The sequence below is a fragment of the Pseudomonas sp. Yb2C2 genome, assembly GCF_052112325.1.
GTDB lineage: Bacteria > Pseudomonadota > Gammaproteobacteria > Pseudomonadales > Pseudomonadaceae > Aquipseudomonas > Aquipseudomonas marginalis.
Genome location: NZ_JAVAJK010000001.1, coordinates 440,912 through 461,425, shown reverse-complemented (window position 1 = coordinate 461,425; position 20,514 = coordinate 440,912). Strand labels below are relative to the sequence as shown.

The 20,514-nt window shown below is 62.7% G+C and carries 21 protein-coding genes; 15 read left to right on the top strand and 6 right to left on the bottom strand.

All coding sequences use genetic code 11. The features are described from left to right. Positions 1–9 precede the first annotated feature (9 nt). On the top strand, positions 10–171 hold the full coding sequence (locus tag Q8X51_RS02125) for a DUF2986 domain-containing protein (protein ID WP_065923882.1): 162 nt from the start codon (positions 10–12) through the stop codon (positions 169–171). Position 172: 1 nt separating this feature from the next. Here the strand turns inward: Q8X51_RS02125 and Q8X51_RS02120 are convergent, their stop codons facing one another. Then, positions 173–1,384 carry a YeeE/YedE family protein gene (locus tag Q8X51_RS02120; protein ID WP_407693469.1) on the bottom strand — a complete coding sequence of 404 codons (1,212 nt, stop codon included), beginning with the start codon at positions 1,382–1,384 and terminating at the stop codon, positions 173–175. Positions 1,385–1,873: 489 nt separating this feature from the next. Here Q8X51_RS02120 and Q8X51_RS02115 point away from each other — a divergent pair, with 489 nt between their 5' ends. From Q8X51_RS02115 to Q8X51_RS02105, 3 genes are read left to right on the top strand one after another with little or no spacing between them, the layout of a single operon-like run. Further along, complete coding sequence (locus tag Q8X51_RS02115; RefSeq protein ID WP_074847356.1) at positions 1,874–2,149, top strand: metal/formaldehyde-sensitive transcriptional repressor; 276 nt, start codon at positions 1,874–1,876, stop codon at positions 2,147–2,149. After that, positions 2,146–3,048, top strand: coding sequence for a CDF family Co(II)/Ni(II) efflux transporter DmeF (dmeF, locus tag Q8X51_RS02110; protein WP_065923884.1), 903 nt, complete (start codon positions 2,146–2,148; stop codon positions 3,046–3,048). The genes Q8X51_RS02115 and dmeF overlap by 4 nt, the downstream gene beginning before the upstream one ends. A 25-nt stretch (positions 3,049–3,073) precedes the next feature. Beyond that, the gene (locus Q8X51_RS02105; protein ID WP_027604002.1) at positions 3,074–3,253 is read left to right on the top strand and encodes a DUF1289 domain-containing protein; all 180 of its coding nucleotides are present in this window, start codon (positions 3,074–3,076) and stop codon (positions 3,251–3,253) included. A gap of 9 nt (positions 3,254–3,262) precedes the next feature. Here Q8X51_RS02105 and Q8X51_RS02100 read toward each other — a convergent pair whose 3' ends face one another. Together Q8X51_RS02100 and Q8X51_RS02095 are read right to left on the bottom strand one after the other, a co-directional pair. Continuing rightward, complete coding sequence (locus Q8X51_RS02100) at positions 3,263–4,060, bottom strand: DNA/RNA non-specific endonuclease (RefSeq protein WP_065947627.1); 798 nt, start codon at positions 4,058–4,060, stop codon at positions 3,263–3,265. A 93-nt stretch (positions 4,061–4,153) separates the two neighbouring features. After that, on the bottom strand, positions 4,154–5,371 hold the full coding sequence (locus Q8X51_RS02095) for an MFS transporter (protein ID WP_074847357.1): 1,218 nt from the start codon (positions 5,369–5,371) through the stop codon (positions 4,154–4,156). Between the two features lie 122 nt (positions 5,372–5,493). Between Q8X51_RS02095 and Q8X51_RS02090 the strand changes: the two genes are divergently transcribed. The 4 genes from Q8X51_RS02090 (at position 5,494) to Q8X51_RS02075 (ending at position 10,232) form a co-directional block, all read left to right on the top strand. Then, positions 5,494–6,135, top strand: coding sequence for a TetR/AcrR family transcriptional regulator (locus tag Q8X51_RS02090; RefSeq protein ID WP_065947625.1), 642 nt, complete (start codon positions 5,494–5,496; stop codon positions 6,133–6,135). A 141-nt stretch (positions 6,136–6,276) separates the two neighbouring features. Further along, positions 6,277–6,798, top strand: coding sequence for a sigma-70 family RNA polymerase sigma factor (locus Q8X51_RS02085; RefSeq protein ID WP_065923888.1), 522 nt, complete (start codon positions 6,277–6,279; stop codon positions 6,796–6,798). After that, positions 6,795–7,745, top strand: coding sequence for a FecR family protein (locus tag Q8X51_RS02080; protein WP_065923889.1), 951 nt, complete (start codon positions 6,795–6,797; stop codon positions 7,743–7,745). The genes Q8X51_RS02085 and Q8X51_RS02080 overlap by 4 nt, the downstream gene beginning before the upstream one ends. A gap of 75 nt (positions 7,746–7,820) precedes the next feature. Beyond that, positions 7,821–10,232 carry a TonB-dependent siderophore receptor gene (locus Q8X51_RS02075; protein WP_407693468.1) on the top strand — a complete coding sequence of 804 codons (2,412 nt, stop codon included), beginning with the start codon at positions 7,821–7,823 and terminating at the stop codon, positions 10,230–10,232. Positions 10,233–10,259: 27 nt separating this feature from the next. On the opposite strand, the gene Q8X51_RS02070 is transcribed toward Q8X51_RS02075, so the two are convergent. Together Q8X51_RS02070 and Q8X51_RS02065 are read right to left on the bottom strand one after the other, a co-directional pair. Further along, positions 10,260–11,315 carry an NAD(P)-dependent oxidoreductase gene (locus Q8X51_RS02070; RefSeq protein ID WP_407693467.1) on the bottom strand — a complete coding sequence of 352 codons (1,056 nt, stop codon included), beginning with the start codon at positions 11,313–11,315 and terminating at the stop codon, positions 10,260–10,262. Positions 11,316–11,379: 64 nt separating this feature from the next. Continuing rightward, on the bottom strand, positions 11,380–12,276 hold the full coding sequence (locus Q8X51_RS02065; RefSeq protein ID WP_407693466.1) for a LysR family transcriptional regulator: 897 nt from the start codon (positions 12,274–12,276) through the stop codon (positions 11,380–11,382). A 122-nt stretch (positions 12,277–12,398) separates the two neighbouring features. Here Q8X51_RS02065 and Q8X51_RS02060 point away from each other — a divergent pair, with 122 nt between their 5' ends. The 3 genes from Q8X51_RS02060 to Q8X51_RS02050 all read left to right on the top strand — a co-directional run bounded on the left by Q8X51_RS02060 (position 12,399) and on the right by Q8X51_RS02050 (position 15,654). After that, positions 12,399–13,061: an RraA family protein gene (locus Q8X51_RS02060; RefSeq protein WP_065947622.1), complete on the top strand. Its 663-nt coding sequence runs from the start codon at positions 12,399–12,401 to the stop codon at positions 13,059–13,061. 11 nt (positions 13,062–13,072) lie between these two features. Further along, entirely contained in the window at positions 13,073–14,281 is a 1,209-nt protein-coding gene (locus tag Q8X51_RS02055) for a pyridoxal phosphate-dependent aminotransferase (RefSeq protein ID WP_407693465.1), read from the top strand. A gap of 95 nt (positions 14,282–14,376) precedes the next feature. Then, entirely contained in the window at positions 14,377–15,654 is a 1,278-nt protein-coding gene (locus Q8X51_RS02050) for a cation:dicarboxylate symporter family transporter (protein ID WP_407693464.1), read from the top strand. A 53-nt stretch (positions 15,655–15,707) separates the two neighbouring features. On the opposite strand, the gene Q8X51_RS02045 is transcribed toward Q8X51_RS02050, so the two are convergent. Continuing rightward, positions 15,708–16,166 (bottom strand): Hsp20 family protein, encoded by a 459-nt coding sequence (locus Q8X51_RS02045; RefSeq protein ID WP_027603994.1) that lies wholly within the window; start codon positions 16,164–16,166, stop codon positions 15,708–15,710. A 256-nt stretch (positions 16,167–16,422) separates the two neighbouring features. Between Q8X51_RS02045 and Q8X51_RS02040 the strand changes: the two genes are divergently transcribed. The 4 genes from Q8X51_RS02040 to Q8X51_RS02025 are packed head-to-tail and all read left to right on the top strand — an operon-like array spanning position 16,423 to position 20,512. Next, a complete protein-coding gene (locus tag Q8X51_RS02040; RefSeq protein ID WP_407693463.1) occupies positions 16,423–17,238 on the top strand; it encodes an ABC transporter permease in 816 nt (271 codons plus the stop codon). Next, a complete protein-coding gene (locus Q8X51_RS02035) occupies positions 17,228–18,496 on the top strand; it encodes an ABC transporter ATP-binding protein (protein WP_407693462.1) in 1,269 nt (422 codons plus the stop codon). Before Q8X51_RS02040 ends, Q8X51_RS02035 begins: the two co-directional genes overlap by 11 nt. Further along, on the top strand, positions 18,493–19,815 hold the full coding sequence (locus Q8X51_RS02030) for a polysaccharide pyruvyl transferase family protein (RefSeq protein WP_407693461.1): 1,323 nt from the start codon (positions 18,493–18,495) through the stop codon (positions 19,813–19,815). Before Q8X51_RS02035 ends, Q8X51_RS02030 begins: the two co-directional genes overlap by 4 nt. Then, positions 19,808–20,512 carry a 2OG-Fe(II) oxygenase family protein gene (locus Q8X51_RS02025; RefSeq protein ID WP_065923900.1) on the top strand — a complete coding sequence of 235 codons (705 nt, stop codon included), beginning with the start codon at positions 19,808–19,810 and terminating at the stop codon, positions 20,510–20,512. The genes Q8X51_RS02030 and Q8X51_RS02025 overlap by 8 nt, the downstream gene beginning before the upstream one ends. The last annotated feature ends 2 nt before the right edge of the window (positions 20,513–20,514 follow it).

The window sequence follows — 20,514 nt, the reverse complement described above, 5'->3', positions numbered from 1 at the left end:
GTACAACCTATGAATCGCCAGAAAAAACTGCAACAGCTGTTCAAGGCCAAAGCCAAAAAGGCCAGCGCCAAATTGGCACCGAAATCCAAGGATAAGTACATCAGCAAGGCCGAGCGGGAAAAGCTGGCGGCTGAGGCCGCCCAGGCGCCAGACATGTCCCCCGAGGGTTAACTCAGCAACCGCTCAGCGCTTCGGGCCGGCGCTCACCGGCAAAGAAAAACGGCCGCAGGCGCACGCCCACGCCGTTGCCGATAAACGCCGCCACCAGCCACACCCAGCCATGCAGGCTGCCCGAGGCGATGCCGCTGAAGTACGCGCCGATGTTGCAGCCGTAGGCCAGGCGCGAGCCGTAGCCGAGCAGCAGGCCGCCGATCACTGCGGCCAGCAGCGAGCGGGCCGGGATCTTCAGGCTGGGGGCAAAGCGTCCGGCCAGGCCGGCGGCCAACAGCGCACCGAGGACGATACCGATGTCCATGACGCTGGTGATGTCTTCCCACACCGGCGCAGCCAGGGCCTTGGCGTTGCCCGGCATTTGCCAGAACGCCCAGCTGGCCACGTCCACACCCAACCCGTTTGCCACCTTGGCGCCCCACAGCGCGAAGGCCGAGGTAATCCCCCACGGCCGCCCGGCCAGCGCCAGGGTGGCGTAGTTGAGCAACGCCAAACCAATCGCGCCCCATACCAACGGCCATGGCCCACGCAGGAAGCGGCGCAGGCCTTGGTGTTCGCTGGTCACGCCTTCTTCAAGCTGGCCGTGGCGGCGCTTTTCCAGGCGCACGGTGACGGCCGCGATGAGCGCAAACATGGCCAGGCTGGCGAGCAACGCGGGCACTACGCCGAAGCTCTTGACGATGGACACCGCCGGGAACGCCGGCAATGCAAACCACCAGTCCACATGGTGGGTGGCGATCAGCGAGCCGCAGATAAAGAACAACAGCGTCACCAGCATGCGCGCATTACCGCCGCCCACCGTGAACAGCGTGCCCGAGGCACACCCGCCGCCCAACTGCATGCCGATGCCGAAAATAAACGCGCCGAACACCACCGACACCCCGGCCGGCGCCACCAGCCCGACCACCGGTTGCCCGAACAACGTGCCCGCCCCCAGCGCCGGGAAAAACAGCAGCACCGCCAGCGCGAGCATCACCATCTGCGCCCGCAGGCCAGCGCCACGGCGATCATTGATAAACACGCGCCAGGCAGAGGTGAAACCGAATGCAGCGTGGTAAAGGGTCAAGCCCAGTGCGGCGCCAACCACCAGCAACAGCACCTGGCGCGAACCGACGCTGTTTTGCAGGAACAAGGCGCCCAGCACCAGGATGAAAAAGGCCACCAGCGGCGCGACAGGCTTGCGCGCAGGGGTGAGGGAAAGAGAGGTGCTCATGGGGTATCTCGGTTTGATTTGAAGGGGTGATTGCGAAGGGGCGAGTATAACCTGTGGGCGTTGTCGATCTTCAGCGAGGCTGCGATAGCGATGTGTCAGGCAACGTAGATGCAAGCGATGCCACCGCCAGCGCAGCCTCGCCAGGGCTCGATAACCCATCTAAAATTCAACATAACCAATTGATTTTTAAGGATTAAAACTTAACAAAAAAGTCTTGAGTCTTGCATAAACAATTTCAGGCTGACCGAATTCCTGTGGTGAGCGGGCTTGTCCCGCGTTGGGGTGCGAAGCGCCCCTGATGAAGATGAATGCGGTGTATCAGGTACTCCTCCGCGCCTGGTTTTGGGGCTGCTGCGCAGCCCAACGCGGGACAAGCCCGCTCACCACAGGGTCCCAGTTGGCTACACAACAGCCTCTCGCTGCGGTCACCTTGTATAGGGGGGTGGGGTATGACACACTCCGCCGCACTATAGGTAGGGGGGGTATACCGTGGGCCATATCGCAGCCAAGAAAGACAGCCTGATAAAACGGGTCAAGCGCATCGCCGGGCAGATTCAGGCGGTGGAAAAAGCCCTGGCGTCGGACGCCGACTGCGCCAAGACCCTGCACCTGGTGGCCGCTACGCGCGGCGCCATCAACGGCTTGATGGAAGAAATCATCGAAGAACACGCCAGGGCGCACGTGGCCGATCCCTCCCTCAGCGAGGAAGAACGCAGCAAGGGCGTCGAAGAACTGCTCGAAGCCATCCGGCGCTACGCCAAATGACGCCCACGACCCACCACGCCCACGACCATGTGTTCCTCGGCGCCGCCCACGACGAGAACGCCAGGCGCACCCTGTGGGTGGTGATGCTGACGGTGGTGATGATGGTGGCGGAAATTGCCGCCGGCTACCTCACCGGCTCCATGGCCCTGCTGGCCGACGGTTTTCATATGGCGACCCATGCCGGTGCCTTGGGCATTGCCGCCGCAGCCTATGCCTATGCCAAACGCCATGCGCGCAGCCCGCGCTACAGCTTCGGCACCGGCAAGGTGGGCGACCTGGGTGGCTTCGCCTCGGCGCTGATCCTGGCGCTGGTGGCCCTGGGCATTGGCGTCGAGTCGGTGATCCGCCTGCTGAAACCCACCGAGGTGCAGTTCGGTACCGCCACCCTGATTGCCGTCGTGGGCCTGGTGGTGAATATCGTCAGTGCGCTGTTGCTGGGCCACGGTCACAGCCATGAGCACGATCACGAGCACCACCACGGCAGCGACAACAACCTCAAATCCGCCTATGTGCATGTGCTCGCCGATGCGCTGACCTCGGTCCTCGCCATCGCCGCCTTGCTGGCCGGGCGTTACCTGGGCTGGGTGTGGCTGGACCCGGTGATGGGTATCGTCGGTGCCATCGTGATCGCGCGCTGGGCCTGGAGCCTGATGGGGGTGACCGCCGGTGTGCTGTTGGATCAAACCGATGAGCACGTCGCCGCCGAGATCCGCGAGTTGGTCGAGCAACCCGGCGACGCCAGGATTACCGACCTGCACGTGTGGCGCGTGGGCCCCGACGCCCACGCAGCGATCGTGAGTGTGCTCGGCCAGGCGACCACGGATGCCGACACCCTTCGCGAGCGTCTCAAGGCGGTGCATGAAGTGAGCCACCTCACCATTGAGTTTCGTTCGGCGTAAGCCTTTACCCCCCCCAGGTGACCCCTTGGCTAAAGACATCGAAAACCCCTGCGTCTCCACCTGCCAGCTCAGCGGCGACCTGTGCGTCAGCTGTGGCCGCAGCAAGGACGAGATCCGCAAGTGGAAACGCATGAAACGCCCCGAGAAAATGGCCGCCGTGCAACGTGCAACCCAACGCTTGAAAGCGTTGAAAAAAGCCAGGTAAGCCGCTTGATCAGGAGCGCCCCACCGACCCCGATACCGGAAGGTTACCCAGCAATTTGAGCCCGGTGCTTTTCACGAAGGTGTCGTAGTCCATCGGCTTCTGGATACGCGTTTCGGCGTTGGGCAGCACGTAGGCCCAGGCGCGCTGGCTGGAGGCGTCGTACACCAGCTTGAACAGGCGCGTCGGCACCCAGATCTTGTTGGCGCCGATGGTGCTGTAGCCCGGGTCGAACAGCGGCCCGGTGAACACATACACGTCACCGCCCGCGCGCACCGCGAACTTGCGCACGTCGGCCTCGACCTTACTCCAGATCTTGCGGTTGTTGGTGGGGTCCTGAGGCACCATGTTCGACAGCGCAAACGACTGGGCCATGGCCTTGGCATCGGGGGCATCGGCGGCCGGGGATTGATGGCCGCGATCCATGGCCGGTTGCTGGCCATGGTAGTCGCTCAACTCGGCCCGCGCGCCCTTGGGAATGCGCGGGTCCGCGTAGAAATGGTTGGTCCGTTCCTCGCCTTTGGCGTCCTTGAGCTGGCGGGCGTTGAGGCGCTCGACCACCACCAGCGGCGTCTTGCTGGTTTGCGAATACAGCACGGCGAAATGGTCGGAGCACAGCGCCAGGGGTTTCATGCTGGCGGGAATGGTTGCGGTTTTGATCGGCGTCGCGCCAGGGAATACATCGGCACAGCTGTCGAACGACAACTGCCGTTCCTGAGTGGAATAAAGGTCTATCGCACCACGGGCATGTGCCCCGGCCGAAAACAGGATAAAGGCCGATAGCCCAACTGCAATGTTGCGTAGGTACATGGATTGAATCTTCGAAGGAAAGTGAAGCGGCAGGCTCCGCGTACGGAGCCAAGTGAATGATATTTCGAGGATTATGGACTAGCAGATGTCAGATTAGTGCCCGAGCGACGCCGGCTTTCCCGCACCCCGCGCGCCCGGCTTGAAGCCATGGGCGCTGGCCACCCAGGCAATGGCAAACGACACGGCCACCAACAGCAGCATCGCCCACGCAAATGCGCCCACGCCCCAGGTGTCCAGCAGCACGCCACCGACCACGCCGCTGCCGGCAATCGCGCTGTTCCACGCCACCACGTTCAGCGACAGCGCCACATCCGCGCCCTCTCCCGCCGCATCCGCCAGGGCGGTTTGCAGCAAGGTCGCGGCGCCGCCGAAGCTCAGGCCCCAGACCGCCACGCCGAGGTAAATCACCTGCGGCATCGTTCCCAGTAAGCCGAACACCAGGCTGATGAGCGCAAAGCTCGCCAGGCTTGCCAGCACGGTATTGCGCAATAACGGCTCAACCAGCCTGGCCGTGAGCCAAATCCCCGCCAGCGCAGCGATCCCGAAGACCAGCAACACCAGGTCCACGCGCTCGGCCAAACCGGCCGGCGCCACGAACGGTGCGATGTAGGTGTACAGAATGTTGTGCGCCAGCATCCAACTGATCACCACCGCCAGCACAGGGCGCACGCCCGGCGTGGTCAGCACCTTGCCCAGCGACAGGCGTTGATGGGCGGGCTGCGGCGCGTAGTCCGGGACTTTTACCAGCACCCAGGCGATCAGTATCAGGCTCACCGCCGACATCAGGCCGAAGGTGGTGCGCCAGCCCACCAGGCCACCGAGCCAGGTGCCCAGCGGCACTCCCAACGACAGCGCAATCGGCGTGCCGACCATCGCCAGCGCCAGTGCCTTGCCCTGTTGGTGGGGCGCAACCATGCGCCGGGCGTAACCGGCCAGCAGGCTCCAGGCCAACCCCGCCGCCACCCCGGCAAAGAAGCGCGCCACCAGCGTCACGCCATAGTGGGACGACAACGCAGTGATCGAGTTGAACAGCAGGAAACCGACGATGGTCAGCAGCAGCACATTGCGCCGGCGCCAGCCACGGGTGGCGATGGTCATGGGGATCACCGCCAGCACCGAGCCCAGCGCATACGCGGTGACCATCTGCCCGGCCATCGACGGCGAAATCGCCAGGCCATCGCTGATCAACGGCAACAGGCCGGCGGGCAGGGTTTCGGTGACGATACAGATGAAGCCCGTCATCGCCAGGGCGAGCAAGGCACCGATGGGCAGGCGCTCGGAGGCGGCCGATAAAGTGAGTGAGGGGGTCACGGGAAACTCCTTGGGCAAGACATAGATACTGATCGATATAAATGTTGCGGGCGATTGGTGCGCGTTGTCAACGACTTATGTATCGACTAGTATTTATCTCGCTTTCCCACCGGAGACCTGACATGGCACAAATGGGCCGCCCCCGCACCTTCGACCGCGAACACGCCGTGGAACAGGCCATGCACCTGTTTTGGCAGCATGGCTACGACGCCACTTCCCTGGCTCAACTCAAGGCGGGCTTGGGTGGCGGGATCTCCGCGCCGAGTTTCTACGCGGCGTTCGGCTCCAAGGAGGCGTTGTTCGACGAGTGTGTGCAGCGCTACCTGGCGACCTACGCCCAGGTCACCGAATGCCTGTGGGACGACACCCTGCCCCCGCGCCAGGCCGTCGAAACCGCGCTGCGCCAGTCGGCGCGCATGCAATGCGAAGACGGGCACCCCAAAGGCTGCATGGTGGCGCTGGGCGTGATGAGTGCGCCCAGCCCGGAAAATGCGCGGGTGGCCGACGGGTTGACCCAGTCGCGCCTGCGTACGCGGGCGGGGATTGTGGCGTGCGTGGAGCGCGCGGTTCGGTTGGGCCAGTTGCCGCAACAGACCCAGCCCGCCGTGATGGCGAGTGTGTTTGACAGTTTTTTGCAGGGGGTGTCGATCTTGGCGCGGGACAACGTGCCCCATGCCACCCTCGACGCGGCGATCAGCCAGTTGCTGATGAGCTGGGATGTTGCCGCGTCAACGGTACCTCCCCGTAGCACACCTTCGAAATAACCGCTCTCCATGGGGGGGATAACCCAGCGGATGTTCAGCCCCGGCGATATAAATACGGCGCTCCCTGCGGGCCACGCTTGCTTTCGCTGATGGCACACCGCTAATCTTGCGAATAATTCTTATCCGCAGACGTATCCTTCCATGTCGGCAAGCAACCTTCCCTTGAACCAGGCTGTCCATGCGCTCTACACCGAGCACCATGGCTGGCTGTTCGGCTGGCTGCGCAAAAAGCTGGGTTGCCCCCATAACGCCGCGGATCTTTCCCACGATACGTTTGTGCGAATCCTCGCCTCCCGCGATGCCCTCGGTGGCATGCGCGAGCCCCGGGCGTTTCTCACCACAACGGCGCGCCACCTGATTATCGACCGCGCACGCCGCCGCCGGTTGGAAGAGGCCTACCTGCGGGAACTGGCGCAGACCGTCGAGATGATGGAGCAATGCCAACAGTCGCCGGAACAGATCCTCGTCACCCTGGAAGCGCTGGAGCAGATCGCCTTCGTGCTCGACGGCCTGGCCCTGAATGCGCGGCAGGCGTTCCTGCTGTACTTCCTCGAAGGCCTGCGCCAAAGCGACATCGCCAGCCGCCTGGGGATTTCCGAGCGCATGGTGCGCAAGCATTTGATGAACGCACTGATGCACTGCAACCACGCGTTGGACGTATGAGCAGCGACCTCGACCAGCAGGCCGCCAACTGGGTGATTCGCCTGAATGAAGGCAACCTCAGCGAGCGCGAGCAACAGCAATTCGAACGCTGGAAGGCCGCCGACCCACGGCACGTGGCGGCGTTTGAGCGCTTGCAGGGTTTTGTCGGGCGTTTGCAGGCGTTGCGCCCGCAACAGGCGCCGGTGCAGGCCGCGCTGGAAGCGGCACGGGTACGTCGGCGCAACCCGGCCGGCCGCGTGCTGCTGGGCCTGTTGCTGGCGTTGCCGGTGGCCCTGGCACTGCGAACCTACCCGCCCGGTTACTGGCTGGCCGACCAGCGCACCGCCCCGGCGCAATGGCAGCGGGTCGACCTGGAAGATGGCTCGCAATTGACCCTCGGCGGCAACAGCGCCGTCGACCTGACTTTCAACGGCCAGCAGCGCCAGGTGCGCTTGCTGCGTGGCGAAATCCTCGTGCAAGTGGCCCATGATGCAACGCGGCCGTTTACGGTGGTGACCGACGACGGCCAGATGCGTGCCCTCGGCACGCGCTTCACGGTCAAGCGCGAAGCACCGGGCACACTGCTGGGTATGCTCGAATCCACCGTCGCCGCCACCGACGCCAGCCGGCATGACGCCGTCCAGGTCAGCGCCGGCGAACAGGCACGCATCACCCCGGACGCGGTCACGCTGTTGGGCAAGATCGACCCACGCGCCACGGACGACGCCTGGAAACACCATCAATTGGTGGTGCAGGACCGGCCGTTACCGGAGGTACTCGACGAACTCGCGCGCCAGTACGGCGGCCACGTGCAGTTCGATCGCCAGCAGTTGGCCGACCTGCGCGTGTCCGCGGTGTTGCCGCTGGATAACCCGCGGCGCGCCCTGCAATTGATTGCCGACGGCCTGCCGGTGCGTATCCGCGCATTCAGCCCGTTGTGGTTGCAGGTCGAACGCCTGGAAAAATAGTTTCGCCTGCCGGGTTCCGCTTTTCACGCCTGCCCCGTCAAGGAAGAAAGCACCTCAATAACAGGAATTTCTTCCATGCCACGCCACCTCAAGCGTTCTCCCTTACCCCTCGCCCTGGCGATCAACCTGGCCAGCCTGGCTGCGCTGAGCTTAGGCGTGTGCAGCCCGGTGGCGGCGCAGGAGGCGGCGCGTTATGCCATTGCCGCCGGCCCCCTGGGACCTGCGCTGAATCTGTTCGCCCAGCAGGCCCATGTGGCGCTGTTGTTCGACAGCACAACTGTCGCCGGCCTCAACACCACCGGCCTGCAAGGCGACTTCCCGGTGGCCCAGGGTTTTGCCCAGTTGCTGCGCGGCAGCGGCTTGCGGGCGGTGCAAGGCGCCAATGGCTACGTGCTGGTGCCGATCGACACCACAGGCTCCTTGGAACTGGGGCCCACGTCGATCACCGGACGGATCGAAGAGAGCAGCACCGATCACGTCCAGGGCTATGTCGCCACGCGCAACCTCAGCGCCACCAAGACCGACACGCCGATCATCGAAACCCCACAATCGCTGTCGGTGGTCACCAGCGACGAGATCCGCGACCGCCAATCGGAAACCCTGTCGCAGACCCTCGACCTGACCCCGGGCTTCACCAGCCAACCCACCAGCTTCAACCGCACCTCGGACCGCTTCCGCATTCGCGGCTTCGATGTGGAATCGGCCACCGGCGGCTCCCTGCGCGACGGCCTGCGCTTGCAGAACAACTCCTACGACGGCGTGCAGGAACCCTATGGCCTGGAACGTGCGGAAGTGATTCGCGGCGCGGCGTCGGTGCTGTATGGCCAGCTGTCGCCGGGCGGCCTGATCAATACCGTGAGCAAGCGCCCCAGCCAGACGCCCTACCACGAGATCAACCTGCAAGCCGGGCAGAACGACCGCAAGCAACTGTCCGCGGACTTCACCGGCCCGTTGGGCGACAGCGACACCTTGAGCTACCGCCTGACCCTGCTCGATCGCAAGAGCGACACCGCCGCCGACCATATCAACAACGATAAGATCTACGTGGCCCCGGCCCTGACCTGGCGGCCCGACGACGACACTTCGCTGACCCTGCTGTCGTTCTACCAGAAGACCGAAACCGGCTTCTCCGCGCCCCTGCCCTATCAGTTGACCAAAGGCGTCGGCGAAGGCCGGTTCCAGATCGGCCGCCACGACTTTATCGGCGAGCCGGACTACGACGAAATGAACGGCGAGATGTCGGCGCTGGGCTATGAGTTCGAACATCGCTTCGATGAACACACGCGCATCAGCAACAAGCTGCGTTACTACCAGTCGGATGTGACCTGGCGTTACCTGCAAGTCAACATCGCCGGCACCAACATCGGCACCGCACAAACCACCGGCCTGCTGCGACGCCAATACAGCGACCGCCAGGAACGCTCGCGAGGCCTGGCCAGCGACACCAATATCGAGAGCAAATGGCAGTTCGGCGACTGGCAGCACACCTTCCTGCTGGGTTTCGATGGCTACGACACCAGTTACGATTCGCACAACTTCCGTGGCAACGCACCGTCGCTGAACCTGGCGACCTACAACTACGGCCAGCCGGTGGTGGTCAATAAAAACCCCGCGACCGACCGTGGCTCGCAGATCGATACTCTGCAAAAAGGCATCTACTTCCAGGACCAGATCAAGTTCGACGAACGTTGGATACTGCTGCTCGGTGGCCGTCATGATTGGGCGGACCAGCACACCGAACTGTTCCGCAATGGCGCCGACAGCGGCAAAAGCGATGAAGCCACCACCTGGCGCGCGGGCCTGGTGTACAAGGCCGACAACGGCCTGGCGCCCTACATCAGCTACAGCGAATCGTTCTTCCCGGTGGCCGGCGCCAACAAGGCAGAGCAAAGCTTTGTGCCCACCGAGGGCAAGCAATATGAGATCGGTATCCGCTATCAACCCGAAGGCAGCGCCACGCTGCTGAGTGCGGCGGTGTACCAGTTGGAACAGCGCAACGTGTTGAGCCAGGACCGCACCGACCTCAATTTCTCGGTACAGGTCGGCGAAGTGCGCTCCCGTGGTTTCGAGTTGGAAGCCAAGACCGAAGTCACCCCCAACCTCAGCCTGATCTCGTCCTACGCCTACATCGACGCACGCATCACCAAAAGCGATATCGCCAGCGAAATCGGCCAGCGCAGCGAAGACACCCCCTACCACCAGGCCGCCCTCTGGGCCGATTACCGCCTGGCGGCGCTCGGCATCCCGCAACTGCGCATCGGCGGCGGCGCCCGCTACAAAGGCACTACCCAGGCCTCCGGCGTGCCGTCATCGATGCCCGCTTATACCCTGTACGACGCCCGCGCCAGCTACGAGATCGACCCGCACTGGGAAGTCGCGCTGAACGCCAATAACGTCACCAACAAGCGCTACACCTACTGCGAATTCGCGATTTGCCGCTATGGCGATGAGCGACAGTTGGTCAGTTCGTTGACGTATCGCTGGTAAGGCGCACCGGCAGCGGCTCGGCAATGTTCAGCCTGGGTCCGCAGCCAGGCTGAGCGCGTGGATCTTGTCGACAATCTGCCGTGAAGCCTTACGGATCGCCGTCGTCGTGCTGCCGGCGATATGCGGTGTCAGTTGGGCGTTGCCGATGCCTGCCAGTGGCGAGTCAAAGCGGTCTTTTTCGTGGACAAAGGTATCGATGGCAACCGCTTTTATATGCCTGGGAAACGCGGTCATGAAGCTTGCCAACTGGGCTTCGTCGACGATGCCGCCGCGAGCGGTATTGATCAGTATCGAGCCTTGGCGCATCTGCCTGAACTGGGCAAGGCCGAACAGGCCTTGGGTCAGCGGTGTCAGCGGTACGTGGATAGACACCACGTCGGCCTCCCCCAGCAATTGCTCGAGGGTTTGCCGTCGCTCAAGCCCAAGGCTGTGCGCGACCTGCTGTGTAAAACGCTCTGAACCGCTGGCGATGACCTTGATACCGAGCGATCCCGCTTTGCGTGCGACGGCTTGGGCAATGCTGCCGGTACCGACCAACCCGAGCGTGAGTTCACCGAATTCGCGGCCTGGCGCCAGGGTGCCCTTGGCCCAGCGACCGTTATGCGTTTGGGCGTTGTAGTGGTCCAGGTCCCTGGATAAAAACAACGCCTGGGCGATGACGTATTCGGCCACCGCCGCCGCGTTGGAGCCCGGGGTGTTGAGTACGCTCACGCCCCACCGTTCAGCCTCTTGCCGGTCGATATGGTTAACGCCTGTACCCGCCTGGGCGATGGCGCGCAGCGGCGTTGGCAGGGCCGGTGATGCAGCGGTGCGGATCAGCTCGCGCTCAATGGGAATATTCAGGCGCGTCTTGAACACGCTATACCCCCCGGCCTGGGTCACGGCGTCGATGAAAGCTTGCCTGTCGTGGCCATTGATCTCGGTGTACCGGATGCGTTCGCCATAATGCTCGCGGATACTGTGTTTATCGGTGAAATAGTAGAGATTCAGGGTAACGACCAGGCCCAACTCAAGGAATCGGTCGACTTCCTCGAACAGCAACGGCGGGCCGGGTGCATCCAGTATCAGGGTGGTGAATGCCATACCTGTGAGCCTCTTTAAAGGGTGTTCAACCGCACCAATACACTAGCATCGCGCCACACTTGCTCTAAAACAACAATCGCGAAAAATCGCAGCACACCTGCGCCATCCGCGCCACGTCCTGGTTCAAGCCGAACTGTCGATCCACGCGATGCAACGCTACATACTGGATATTCGGCAACTCCGGCTGCGTGACCAGCGCGCGTAATGCACCGTGCTCGATCAGGTGCGACAAACACGCCTTGGGCAAATAACTCACGCCGATCCCCGACAGCGCCAACCCCACCTGCACCAGCAGGTTATGGCTGGTGAGGGTGCGCGGCATCTGCACATTGTGCGCGGCCAGCCAACGCTCGTAGATCAGGCCGGTGCCCGACTGCGAACCCTGGGTCAGCACGGTGTAATCGGCCAGCACTTCCAGGCTGACGGGGTCGGGGTGCGGGATCAGGCCAGGTGCGCAGATCCAGGCGTTTTCCACGCTTTGCAGGACGGTGCTGTGGAAGCGCGGGTCGCTGTAGACGTCCGGCACAATCACCAGGTCGAGTTGGTCGCTTTCCAACTTGCGAAACAGTTCGCTGCTCAGTTCCACTGACGGTTCGATCTGCACCTTGGGGTAGGCCTGGCGCAACGCTTCCACCAGCGCCGGCAGCCAGGTCAAGGCGGTGAGTTCGGTGACGCCGAGGCGAAAACGGCGCACCAGCACCTCGCGGGCGCTGACCCGTTCGAGCAGTTGGTCGCGGCTGTTGAGCAGGTCGCGGGCATAGTCGAGCAGCTCACCGCCCTTCTCCGTCAGCCGGGCGTTGCGCTTGCTGCGGTCGAAAATCTCGACGTCGAAGGTGTCTTCCAGCTCCTGGATGCGCTTGGAGATGGCCGACTGAGACATGTTCAGCTTGTTCGCCGCCGCTTCGAAGCTGCCGAGTTCGGCGATCCAATACAGCGCATCGATTTGCTTGAAGGTGATCATGGCGACCAACTCATGAAAAAAAGCGATGCTATCACATCATAAAATATCGCTAAAACTCTCCCGTCATCACTCCTAAGATCCGGCCATAGCCCATCGCTATCCAACAATTCCGGAGATTTGCCATGTCCTTGCCCGGTTCACGCATCCTTCCCAACGCGCCCATGGCGCCGGCCGAACTGGTCGAGGCGTTTGCCCATGTCGTCACCCCGCATATCAGCGACAACCTCGGCCGCCATATCGGCGCCCGTGGCCTGACCCGCTACAACCGCAGCGGCAAGCTGGTGGGCACGGCAATCACGGTCAAGACCCGCCCCGGTGACAACCTGCTGATCTACAAGGCCATGAGCCTGCTGCAACCCGGCCATGTGCTGGTGGTGGACGGCCAGGGCGACACCAACAACGCGGTGATCGGCGAGTTGATCAAGCTGTATGCCCAACAGCGCGGTTGCGTGGGGTTTGTGATCGACGGCGCGATTCGCGATGTCGCCAGCTTTGAGCACACCCCCTGCTACGCCCGCGCCGTGGTGCATACCGGCCCGTACAAGACCGGCCCCGGCGAAGTGAACGTGCCGGTGTCCATCGGCGGCATGGTGATCAACCCCGGCGACCTGCTGGTGGGTGATGAAGACGGCCTGGTCGCGTTCTCCCAGGCCGACGCCGCCGAAGTGCTGCGCCGTGCCGCACAACATGCCGAACATGAAGAAGCGGTCAAGGCAGAGATCGCCAGCGGTGCGGTGCGCCAGAGCTGGATCGACAAGGCCCTCAACAACGCCGGCCTGGCGTGAAGGAGTCCGAGATGAGCACTGCATTTTTGTCGGACCGCGTCCTGGGCATCGCACCCTCCCCCAGCATCGCCGCCAACGCCCTGGTCACCGAGTTGCGCGCCCAGGGCCGCGACATCGTCAACTTCACCGTGGGCGAGCCGGACTTCGACACCCCGGCGCACATTCTCGAGGCCGCCAGCCTGGCGATGCACAGCGGTGACACCCATTACACCGCCACCACCGGCACTCTTGCCCTGCGCCAGGCCATCTGCCTGAAACTGCAGCGCGACAATGATCTGGTGTATGGCCTGGACGAAGTCGTCGCCGGTTGCGGCGGCAAGCACATCATTTATCACGCGTTGGCCGCCACCTTGAATCGCGGCGATGAAGTCATCGTGCACACGCCGTATTGGGTGTCGTATCCGGACATCGCACGGCTCAACGACGCCACGCCGGTGATCATCCCGGGCGATGAAAGCCTGGGTTTCAAGCTGTCGCCCGACGCCCTCGAAGAGGCGATCACCCCACGCACCAAATGGGTGATCCTCAACAGCCCGAACAACCCCAGCGGCGCGGTGTACAGCGAAGCCGAGCTGCTGGCCCTGGCGCAGGTGCTGCGCCGCCACCCCCATGTGCTGGTCATGGCCGATGAGATCTACGAACACTTCGTCTACGGCGATGCCCAACATGTGCCGCTGACACGCCTGGCGCTCGACCTCAAGCCACGCACGCTGATCGTCAACGGCGCGTCCAAGGGCTATGCGATGACCGGTTGGCGCCTGGGCTTTGGCGCCGGGCCGGCGTGGCTGATCGCGGCCATCGCCAAGCTGCTGTCGCAGACCACTACCTGCCCCAGCTCAGTGAGCCAGGCCGCCGCCGTGGCTGCATTCGCCGGTGACCAGGCGCCTATTGCGGCGATGCGCGAAGAATACCGGCAGCGTCGTGCCCTGATGCTGGAGCGACTGGCGGGTATTCCAGGCCTGGGCATCATCCCGCCCGATGGCGCGTTTTATGTGTTCGCCAACGTCAGCGGCCTGATGGGCAAGCTCACCCCCCAGGGTGATCGCCTCGACAACGACACCCAACTGGTGGACTACCTGCTGCGCGACTACGGCCTGGCCACGGTCAGCGGCGCGGCCTACGGCATGTCGCCGTATGTGCGCCTGTCGTTCGCAAGCGCCCTGGACGTGATCGAAGAAGGGTGCCGTCGCCTCAAAGACGCATGCCATGACCTGCGCTGACGGCCACCCGTAACACCCGGCGACCAGCGGACGGTCGCCTTTTGACTGCCTAGAACAACAACTTAAAAATCATTGATCTCAAATGAGGCATTCCCATGCACACGCCCCGTATCGCGCTGGTCTGGCAAATCATGATCGGCTTGCTCGCCGGTATCGCCATTGGTGCCCTGCTGCACCGCTTTCCCGAGTCCCGACCGTGGCTGGTGGACAATCTCCTGCAACCGGCGGGCGATATCTTTATCAAGCTGATGAAGATGATCGTGGTGCCTATCGTGTTTGCCTGCATGGTGGTGGGCATTGCCGGCCACGGTGACGGCAAATCCCTGGGCCGTATCGGGGTCAAATCCCTGGGCTATTTTTTCTGCATCACCACCCTGGCGATCATCATCGGCCTGGTCATGGGCAACCTGCTCAAGCCCGGCGCCGGCACTGAACTGTCCAGCCTGCACGCGGCGAATATCACCCTGCCCACCAGCAACGGCGCCGGTCATAGCCTGGGGCAGATCATCGTCGGCATCATCCCCGACAACGTGGTCAACGCCATGGCCCAGGGCAGCCTGTTGTCGGTGCTGTTTTTTGCGGTGATGTTCGGCCTGGGCGTGGCGCGCCTGCCCGCCGAGCGCAAGGACCCGGTGATCGCGCTGCTGCGCGGGGTCAGCGACGCGATGTTCAAGGTCACCTCGATGATCATGGCCTACTCGCCCATCGGCGTGTTCGGCATGATCGCCGTGACCGTGGCCAACTTCGGCTTCAGCTCATTGCTGCCGTTGGCCAAGCTGATCATGGTCAGCTATGTGGCCATCGCGTTCTTTGTGCTGGTGGTGCTCAACCTGGTGGCGCGCGTGTGCGGGATCAACCTGTTCGCGCTGATGCGCCATATCAAGGATGAGCTGGTGCTGGCCTTCTCCACCGCCAGCTCGGCGGCGGTGATGCCGCAACTGATGAAAAAACTCGAAACCTACGGCGTACCTCCTTCGCTGGTGAGCTTTGTGGTGCCGGTGGGTTACTCGTTCAACCTCGACGGCGCTTCCCTGTTCCTCGGCATCGGCACCCTGTTCGTCGCGCAGTTGTACGGCATCGACCTGAGCCTGGGCGATCAGGCCTTGCTGGTGGTGACCATGGTGCTCACCTCCAAGGGGGCCGCCGGAGTACCGGGATTCATGTTCGTGATCCTCTCGGCCACCCTGGCCAGCGCGGGTTTGCCGTTGGAAGGCATCGCGTTTATCGCTGGGGTGTATCGCTTGATGGAGATGCCGACCACGGCGCTGAATGTGCTGGGCAATGCGCTGGCGCCGTTGGTGATTGCCAAGTGGGAGGGGCGTGAGGGGCGGGCGGGGCATGAGTCTAGAGGGAGAAATGTTCCCTCGCTATAATATGAACGCTACGAATAAAGGCGCTCCGAAGAGCGCCTTTATTCATTCCAGCCTTACTGCTCGCTGATGGATTTCACCTCGGCCTTGGCAGCACCGCCAATAGCAATGCGCTTAGGCTTGGCTTCCTCCGGTACCACCCTGAGCAGGTCGATGCTCAGCAACCCGTTGGCGAGTTGTGCGCCCTGCACTTCAATGTGGTCGACCAGGCGGAACGACAAACGGAACGCGCGCTGGGCGATGCCCTGGTGCAGGTAGGTGATGCCCTCATCGTGTTCGCGCTTGCCGCCGGCGACGGTCAACACGCCTTTTTCCACCTGGATCTCCAGGTCATCCTCCACCAGGCCTGCCGCCGCGATGACGATCCGGTAGTGATCTTCACCGTGCTTCTCGACGTTGTGAGGTGGGTAGGTGGTACCGGCCTCGCTGCGAAGCGCCGATTCAAAAAGGTCATTGAAGCGGTCAAAGCCGACGGAATGACGGAACAGTGGGGCCAACGAAAGAGTAGTAGCCATTGCAAAATCTCCTGAGTTTTCTCCAAGTGATTTGACACGCGACCCGTATTCGGCATCGCGTAAAACCTAAGTAGGTTCAGGGGAAAAAATTTCAAGCAGCGCCAGCAAAAAAATTTATCCGCTGCTGTGATTGCGTGCAGACAGGCTGACGCAATGAGCATCCCCCTAGGTCGAACAATCACTCAACGCCACATAGCGAAACGACAATTGTTGACTAGACTCATGGGCGCACTGCACTGGCAATGGGAATCGCTGCATGAGTGAAACAAACGCGCGGGCAGGGATGTTTTCCAGCCCGTGGCGACACAGGGAGTTGTTGTTTTCCATGGTCCAGCGGGAAGTGATTGGGCGTTATCGAGGCTCCATCATGGGGCTGTTGTGGTCGTTCCTTAACCCGCTATTCATGTTGCTGGTCTACACCTTCGTGTTCAGCGTGATGTTCAAGCTGCGCTGGCCCGCGGGCGACGGTTCGCGCACCGAGTTCGCGCTGCTGGTATTTGCCGGCCTGCGGGTGTTCAACGTGTTCGCCGAATGCGTGGGGCGTGCGCCGGGCCTGATCATCGCCAATGCCAACTACGTCAAGAAAGTCGTGTTCCCCCTCGAGATCCTGCCGTGGGTGGTGCTGGGCGCCGTGTTGTTCCACACCCTGGCCAGCCTGGTGATCTGGCTGGTCTTCCACCTGGTGTTTTTCGGCTGGCCGCCCCTGACCAGTGTGTTGCTGCCCCTGGTGTTATTGCCACTGGCGCTCTTCACACTGGGAGTCACCTGGCTATTGGCAGCGCTGGGGGTTTACCTGCGTGATGTCGGCCAGGTGGTGGGCGTGCTGACCACGGCATTGATGTTTGTCTCGGCGATTTTTTACCCGACCAGCGCATTTCCGCCGGCCTACCAGGGCATCCTTCACCTCAACCCGCTCACCCTGGTGGTCGAACAGGCCCGTGACGTGCTGTTCTGGGGCGTGATACCGGACCCTTTCACCTGGGCCTGCGGCCTGCTGGTGGCCGGGGGTATCGCCTGGCTGGGGTTCACCTGGTTCCAGAAAACCCGCAAAGGATTTGCCGATGTGCTCTGACATCGCCGTACAAACGGCCCACCTGAGTAAGAGCTATCACATCTACGACACGCCCAGGGATCGCCTGTGGCAGCTGTTGTCTCGCGGGCAAAAGCAGTTCTATCGAGAATTCTGGGCACTGCGGGACGTGTCGCTGCAACTGTGCAAAGGTGAAACGGTAGGGATCATCGGTCGCAACGGCAGCGGCAAATCGACGCTGCTGCAACTGATCTGCGGCACGCTCAGTGCCACCTCCGGCAGCATTGAGAGCCATGGCCGCGTGGCGGCGTTGCTGGAGCTGGGCTCGGGCTTCAATCACGATTTCACCGGGCGTGAAAACGTCTATATGAACGGTGCGGTATTGGGGCTCAGTCACGCGGAAATCGACGCCCGTTTTGCCCAGATCACCGACTTTGCCAATATTGGCGACTTCATCGACCAACCCACCAAGACCTACTCAAGCGGCATGCTGGTGCGACTGGCCTTCGCCGTCGCGGTGTGCGTGGACCCCGACATCCTGATCGTCGATGAAGCCCTGGCAGTGGGCGACGCGTCCTTCCAGTTCAAGTGCCTCAATCGGCTGGAAGCACTCACCCAGCAAGGCACGACGCTGCTGTTCGTGTCCCATGACATGGCCATGGTCAAGCGCTTTTGCAATCGAGTGATTTACCTGCGCGAAGGCCAGGTGCGTGCCAGTGGCTCTCCCGAAGAAATGGCCGAACTCTACCTGCTGGAGATGCGTGACGAACAGCGTCGCTGGGCCAGCGGCGGCGCGGTGGCGGTCGCCCCCAAGGCGTTCCTTGCCCAACAGGCTGGCATCGCCTTTGGCACCGATGAGGGGCATATCGTTGCGGCCTGCTTTACCAACACGGACAGCCTGTATTCAAGCTTTGTGTATGGCGAGACCATCCAGCTGCGCATCGAAACCCGGGTACGCGAAAGCATCGAGCTGCCGACCCTCAGCGTGACGATCCAGGAGGCGCGGCTGCTGGTGATCGGCGGCGCCAACCTGCCGCTGCACCTGGAGGCAGCGCGCGAGGGCTGGCGCAAGGCGACGCTCAACGTCCGCTTCCCCGCCAACCTTGCGGCGGGCAAGTACCACATCACGCTGAAACTGATGAATGGCCACCTCGAAGAAACCGCGCAGCTTATCGAGAAGCAGGTCGCGCTGCTGGCGTTCGACACCTTGCCGGGCCCCCGGGAATTCCTTGGTTTCGTCGATCTGGGAATAGAGGCCGGTCCTGCCCCTCACACGAATGAACCGGGGGTGCTGCAATGAGCCGAGAGTGGCAGGTCGGGATCTTCGGCACATTCGATGTCGCCAATTATGGCGACTTGCTGTTTCCCATCCTCGCCGAGGCGGAATTGACCCGGCGCCTGGGCACGATAACGCTGCACCGGTTTTCCTATCACGGGAAAACGCCGTCCGAATGGCCGTACGAGGTCACCTCACTGAGCCGTTTGCCGGACATCACCGGTCAGTTGGATGGAGTATTGATCGGCGGTGGTTTCATTGTGCGTTTCGACAAGCTGGTGGCAAGCGGTTATTACCCCCCGGATGCTGCCATTCACCACCCCACCGGCTACTGGCTGACGCCCGCGCTGATCGCGCTGCAACATGGCATCCCGTTGATCTGGAATGCGCCGGGCATGCATTGCAACGACATCCCGCCGTGGGCCGCACCACTGGTGCAACTGACCCTCGAACACAGCCCGCACATCAGGGTACGCGATGCGCTGTCCCAATCGGCCCTGGCCCAACTGTCACCGACGGCCCAGGTCGAGGTGCTTCCCGACACGGCCTTTGGCCTGCCACGCCTGCTCGACCCTCAATCGCCTTCTGCCCCGTTCCTGGAGCTGTGCAGCAGCGCCGGCCTGACCCAACCCTATCTGGTGGTGCATGCGATGTGGGGGTTGAACAGCTTCCTGCAGCTGTGGCAAACCCATGCCGGGCAGTTCGAGGACGTGCAACTGCTGCTGCTGCCCATAGGGCCAGTACTGGGTGATCACGAATCCGTACTGGGCGACGGCCTTGCGCGCGCGCGTTGCCTGCCCTTCTGGCCAGAGCCCCTGCTGCTGGCAGAACTGCTCGCCCATGCCGAAGGAGTAATCGGACACAGCTACCACCTGGCGATCAGTGCATTGGCCTTTGGTGTGCCGATCTTCTGCTCGGCGGACCTGGGCACCGGCAAATACACTGCGCTGCCGAGCCATGGACGAATATTCCAATTACGCCGGGACCAACCGATTGATCCGCAGTGGTTTCGCGCACAGCTGGGCAAGCAACCGGTGTCCCAGGTGACCGCCGACGCGATGGTACAGATCGACGCACATTGGGACCGCGTGGCCGAGTTGATCCGCGAAGGTCGCAGGCCCACGCAGCCCGCGCTCAACCGCTACTGGCAAGCCTTGCCGGGTGTTCTCGAAGACCTGCACTCACTCCTCGAAAGCCAGGCCGCCGAGCGGCAACACGAACGCGAGCAACATCAACAGGCACTGGAAACGCTGTACCGCTCCAACTCGTTCAAGCTGACGGCGCCATTGCGCCATCTGCGCCGAACCCTGAACAAATGGCTGGGAGCCCTTCGACATGATTGACCTGAGCAAACTGACGGCCCACCGCCTGCAGACCGTGCCTTTTTCCTGGGCGCAAATCGGTGCGCTCTACACCCCCGACGATGCCAAGGCGCTGGCCGAAACCTACCCGCACGACCACTTCAAGACGGTCTCCGGCTACGGCGGGGCCAAGGACTACGAATACGAGGCGCGGCAATTGATCGCCATGGGCAGCCACGAAGTGGTCAATCCACAAGCCTTGAGCCCGCAATGGCTGGCACTGGCCCACAGCCTCTGTTCGCCGCAGTACCGCCAGGCCCTCTCCGCGCTGACCGGGGTGGACGTGACCGAGGTCCCCATGGAGGCCAACCTGTTCCACTACGGCCCCGGGGCCAACCTCGGGCCGCACCCGGACCTGGACGACAAACTGGTCACGCACATTTTGTACTTCAATCAGACCTGGGACCCCGCCGATGGCGGCTGCCTGCAGATCCTCGGCTCTGCCAGGCCCACCGATATCGTCGCGCAAGTGACGCCCGAGGTCGGCAACTCGGCGATTCTGGTGCGCGCCGACAACTCCTGGCATGCGGTTTCACGGGTGGTCGAGGGTTGTCGTTCTTCCAGGCGCAGCGTGACGGTGACGTTTTACCGCCCCGGCTCTACCAGCTCGATGTGGCCGGACAACGACCCGACACCTCTGCACGCTTACGGCGAACAGCACAACACAAGGTTTTCATGAAG

Bases quoted from the DNA above. Each gene is read 5' to 3' on its own strand.
- Q8X51_RS02040 (WP_407693463.1), top strand. From the start codon at position 16,423: ATGAGTGAAACAAACGCGCGGGCAGGGATGTTTTCCAGCCCGTGGCGA.
- Q8X51_RS02025 (WP_065923900.1), top strand. From the start codon at position 19,808: ATGATTGACCTGAGCAAACTGACGGCCCACCGCCTGCAGACCGTGCCT.
- Q8X51_RS02085 (WP_065923888.1), top strand. From the start codon at position 6,277: ATGTCGGCAAGCAACCTTCCCTTGAACCAGGCTGTCCATGCGCTCTAC.
- Q8X51_RS02100 (WP_065947627.1), bottom strand. From the start codon at position 4,060: ATGTACCTACGCAACATTGCAGTTGGGCTATCGGCCTTTATCCTGTTT.
- Q8X51_RS02035 (WP_407693462.1), top strand. From the start codon at position 17,228: ATGTGCTCTGACATCGCCGTACAAACGGCCCACCTGAGTAAGAGCTAT.
- Q8X51_RS02090 (WP_065947625.1), top strand. From the start codon at position 5,494: ATGGCACAAATGGGCCGCCCCCGCACCTTCGACCGCGAACACGCCGTG.
- Q8X51_RS02030 (WP_407693461.1), top strand. From the start codon at position 18,493: ATGAGCCGAGAGTGGCAGGTCGGGATCTTCGGCACATTCGATGTCGCC.
- Q8X51_RS02075 (WP_407693468.1), top strand. From the start codon at position 7,821: ATGCCACGCCACCTCAAGCGTTCTCCCTTACCCCTCGCCCTGGCGATC.
- Q8X51_RS02050 (WP_407693464.1), top strand. From the start codon at position 14,377: ATGCACACGCCCCGTATCGCGCTGGTCTGGCAAATCATGATCGGCTTG.
- Q8X51_RS02070 (WP_407693467.1), bottom strand. From the start codon at position 11,315: ATGGCATTCACCACCCTGATACTGGATGCACCCGGCCCGCCGTTGCTG.
- Q8X51_RS02055 (WP_407693465.1), top strand. From the start codon at position 13,073: ATGAGCACTGCATTTTTGTCGGACCGCGTCCTGGGCATCGCACCCTCC.
- Q8X51_RS02080 (WP_065923889.1), top strand. From the start codon at position 6,795: ATGAGCAGCGACCTCGACCAGCAGGCCGCCAACTGGGTGATTCGCCTG.
- Q8X51_RS02120 (WP_407693469.1), bottom strand. From the start codon at position 1,384: ATGAGCACCTCTCTTTCCCTCACCCCTGCGCGCAAGCCTGTCGCGCCG.
- dmeF (WP_065923884.1), top strand. From the start codon at position 2,146: ATGACGCCCACGACCCACCACGCCCACGACCATGTGTTCCTCGGCGCC.
- Q8X51_RS02045 (WP_027603994.1), bottom strand. From the start codon at position 16,166: ATGGCTACTACTCTTTCGTTGGCCCCACTGTTCCGTCATTCCGTCGGC.
- Q8X51_RS02125 (WP_065923882.1), top strand. From the start codon at position 10: ATGAATCGCCAGAAAAAACTGCAACAGCTGTTCAAGGCCAAAGCCAAA.
- Q8X51_RS02060 (WP_065947622.1), top strand. From the start codon at position 12,399: ATGTCCTTGCCCGGTTCACGCATCCTTCCCAACGCGCCCATGGCGCCG.
- Q8X51_RS02065 (WP_407693466.1), bottom strand. From the start codon at position 12,276: ATGATCACCTTCAAGCAAATCGATGCGCTGTATTGGATCGCCGAACTC.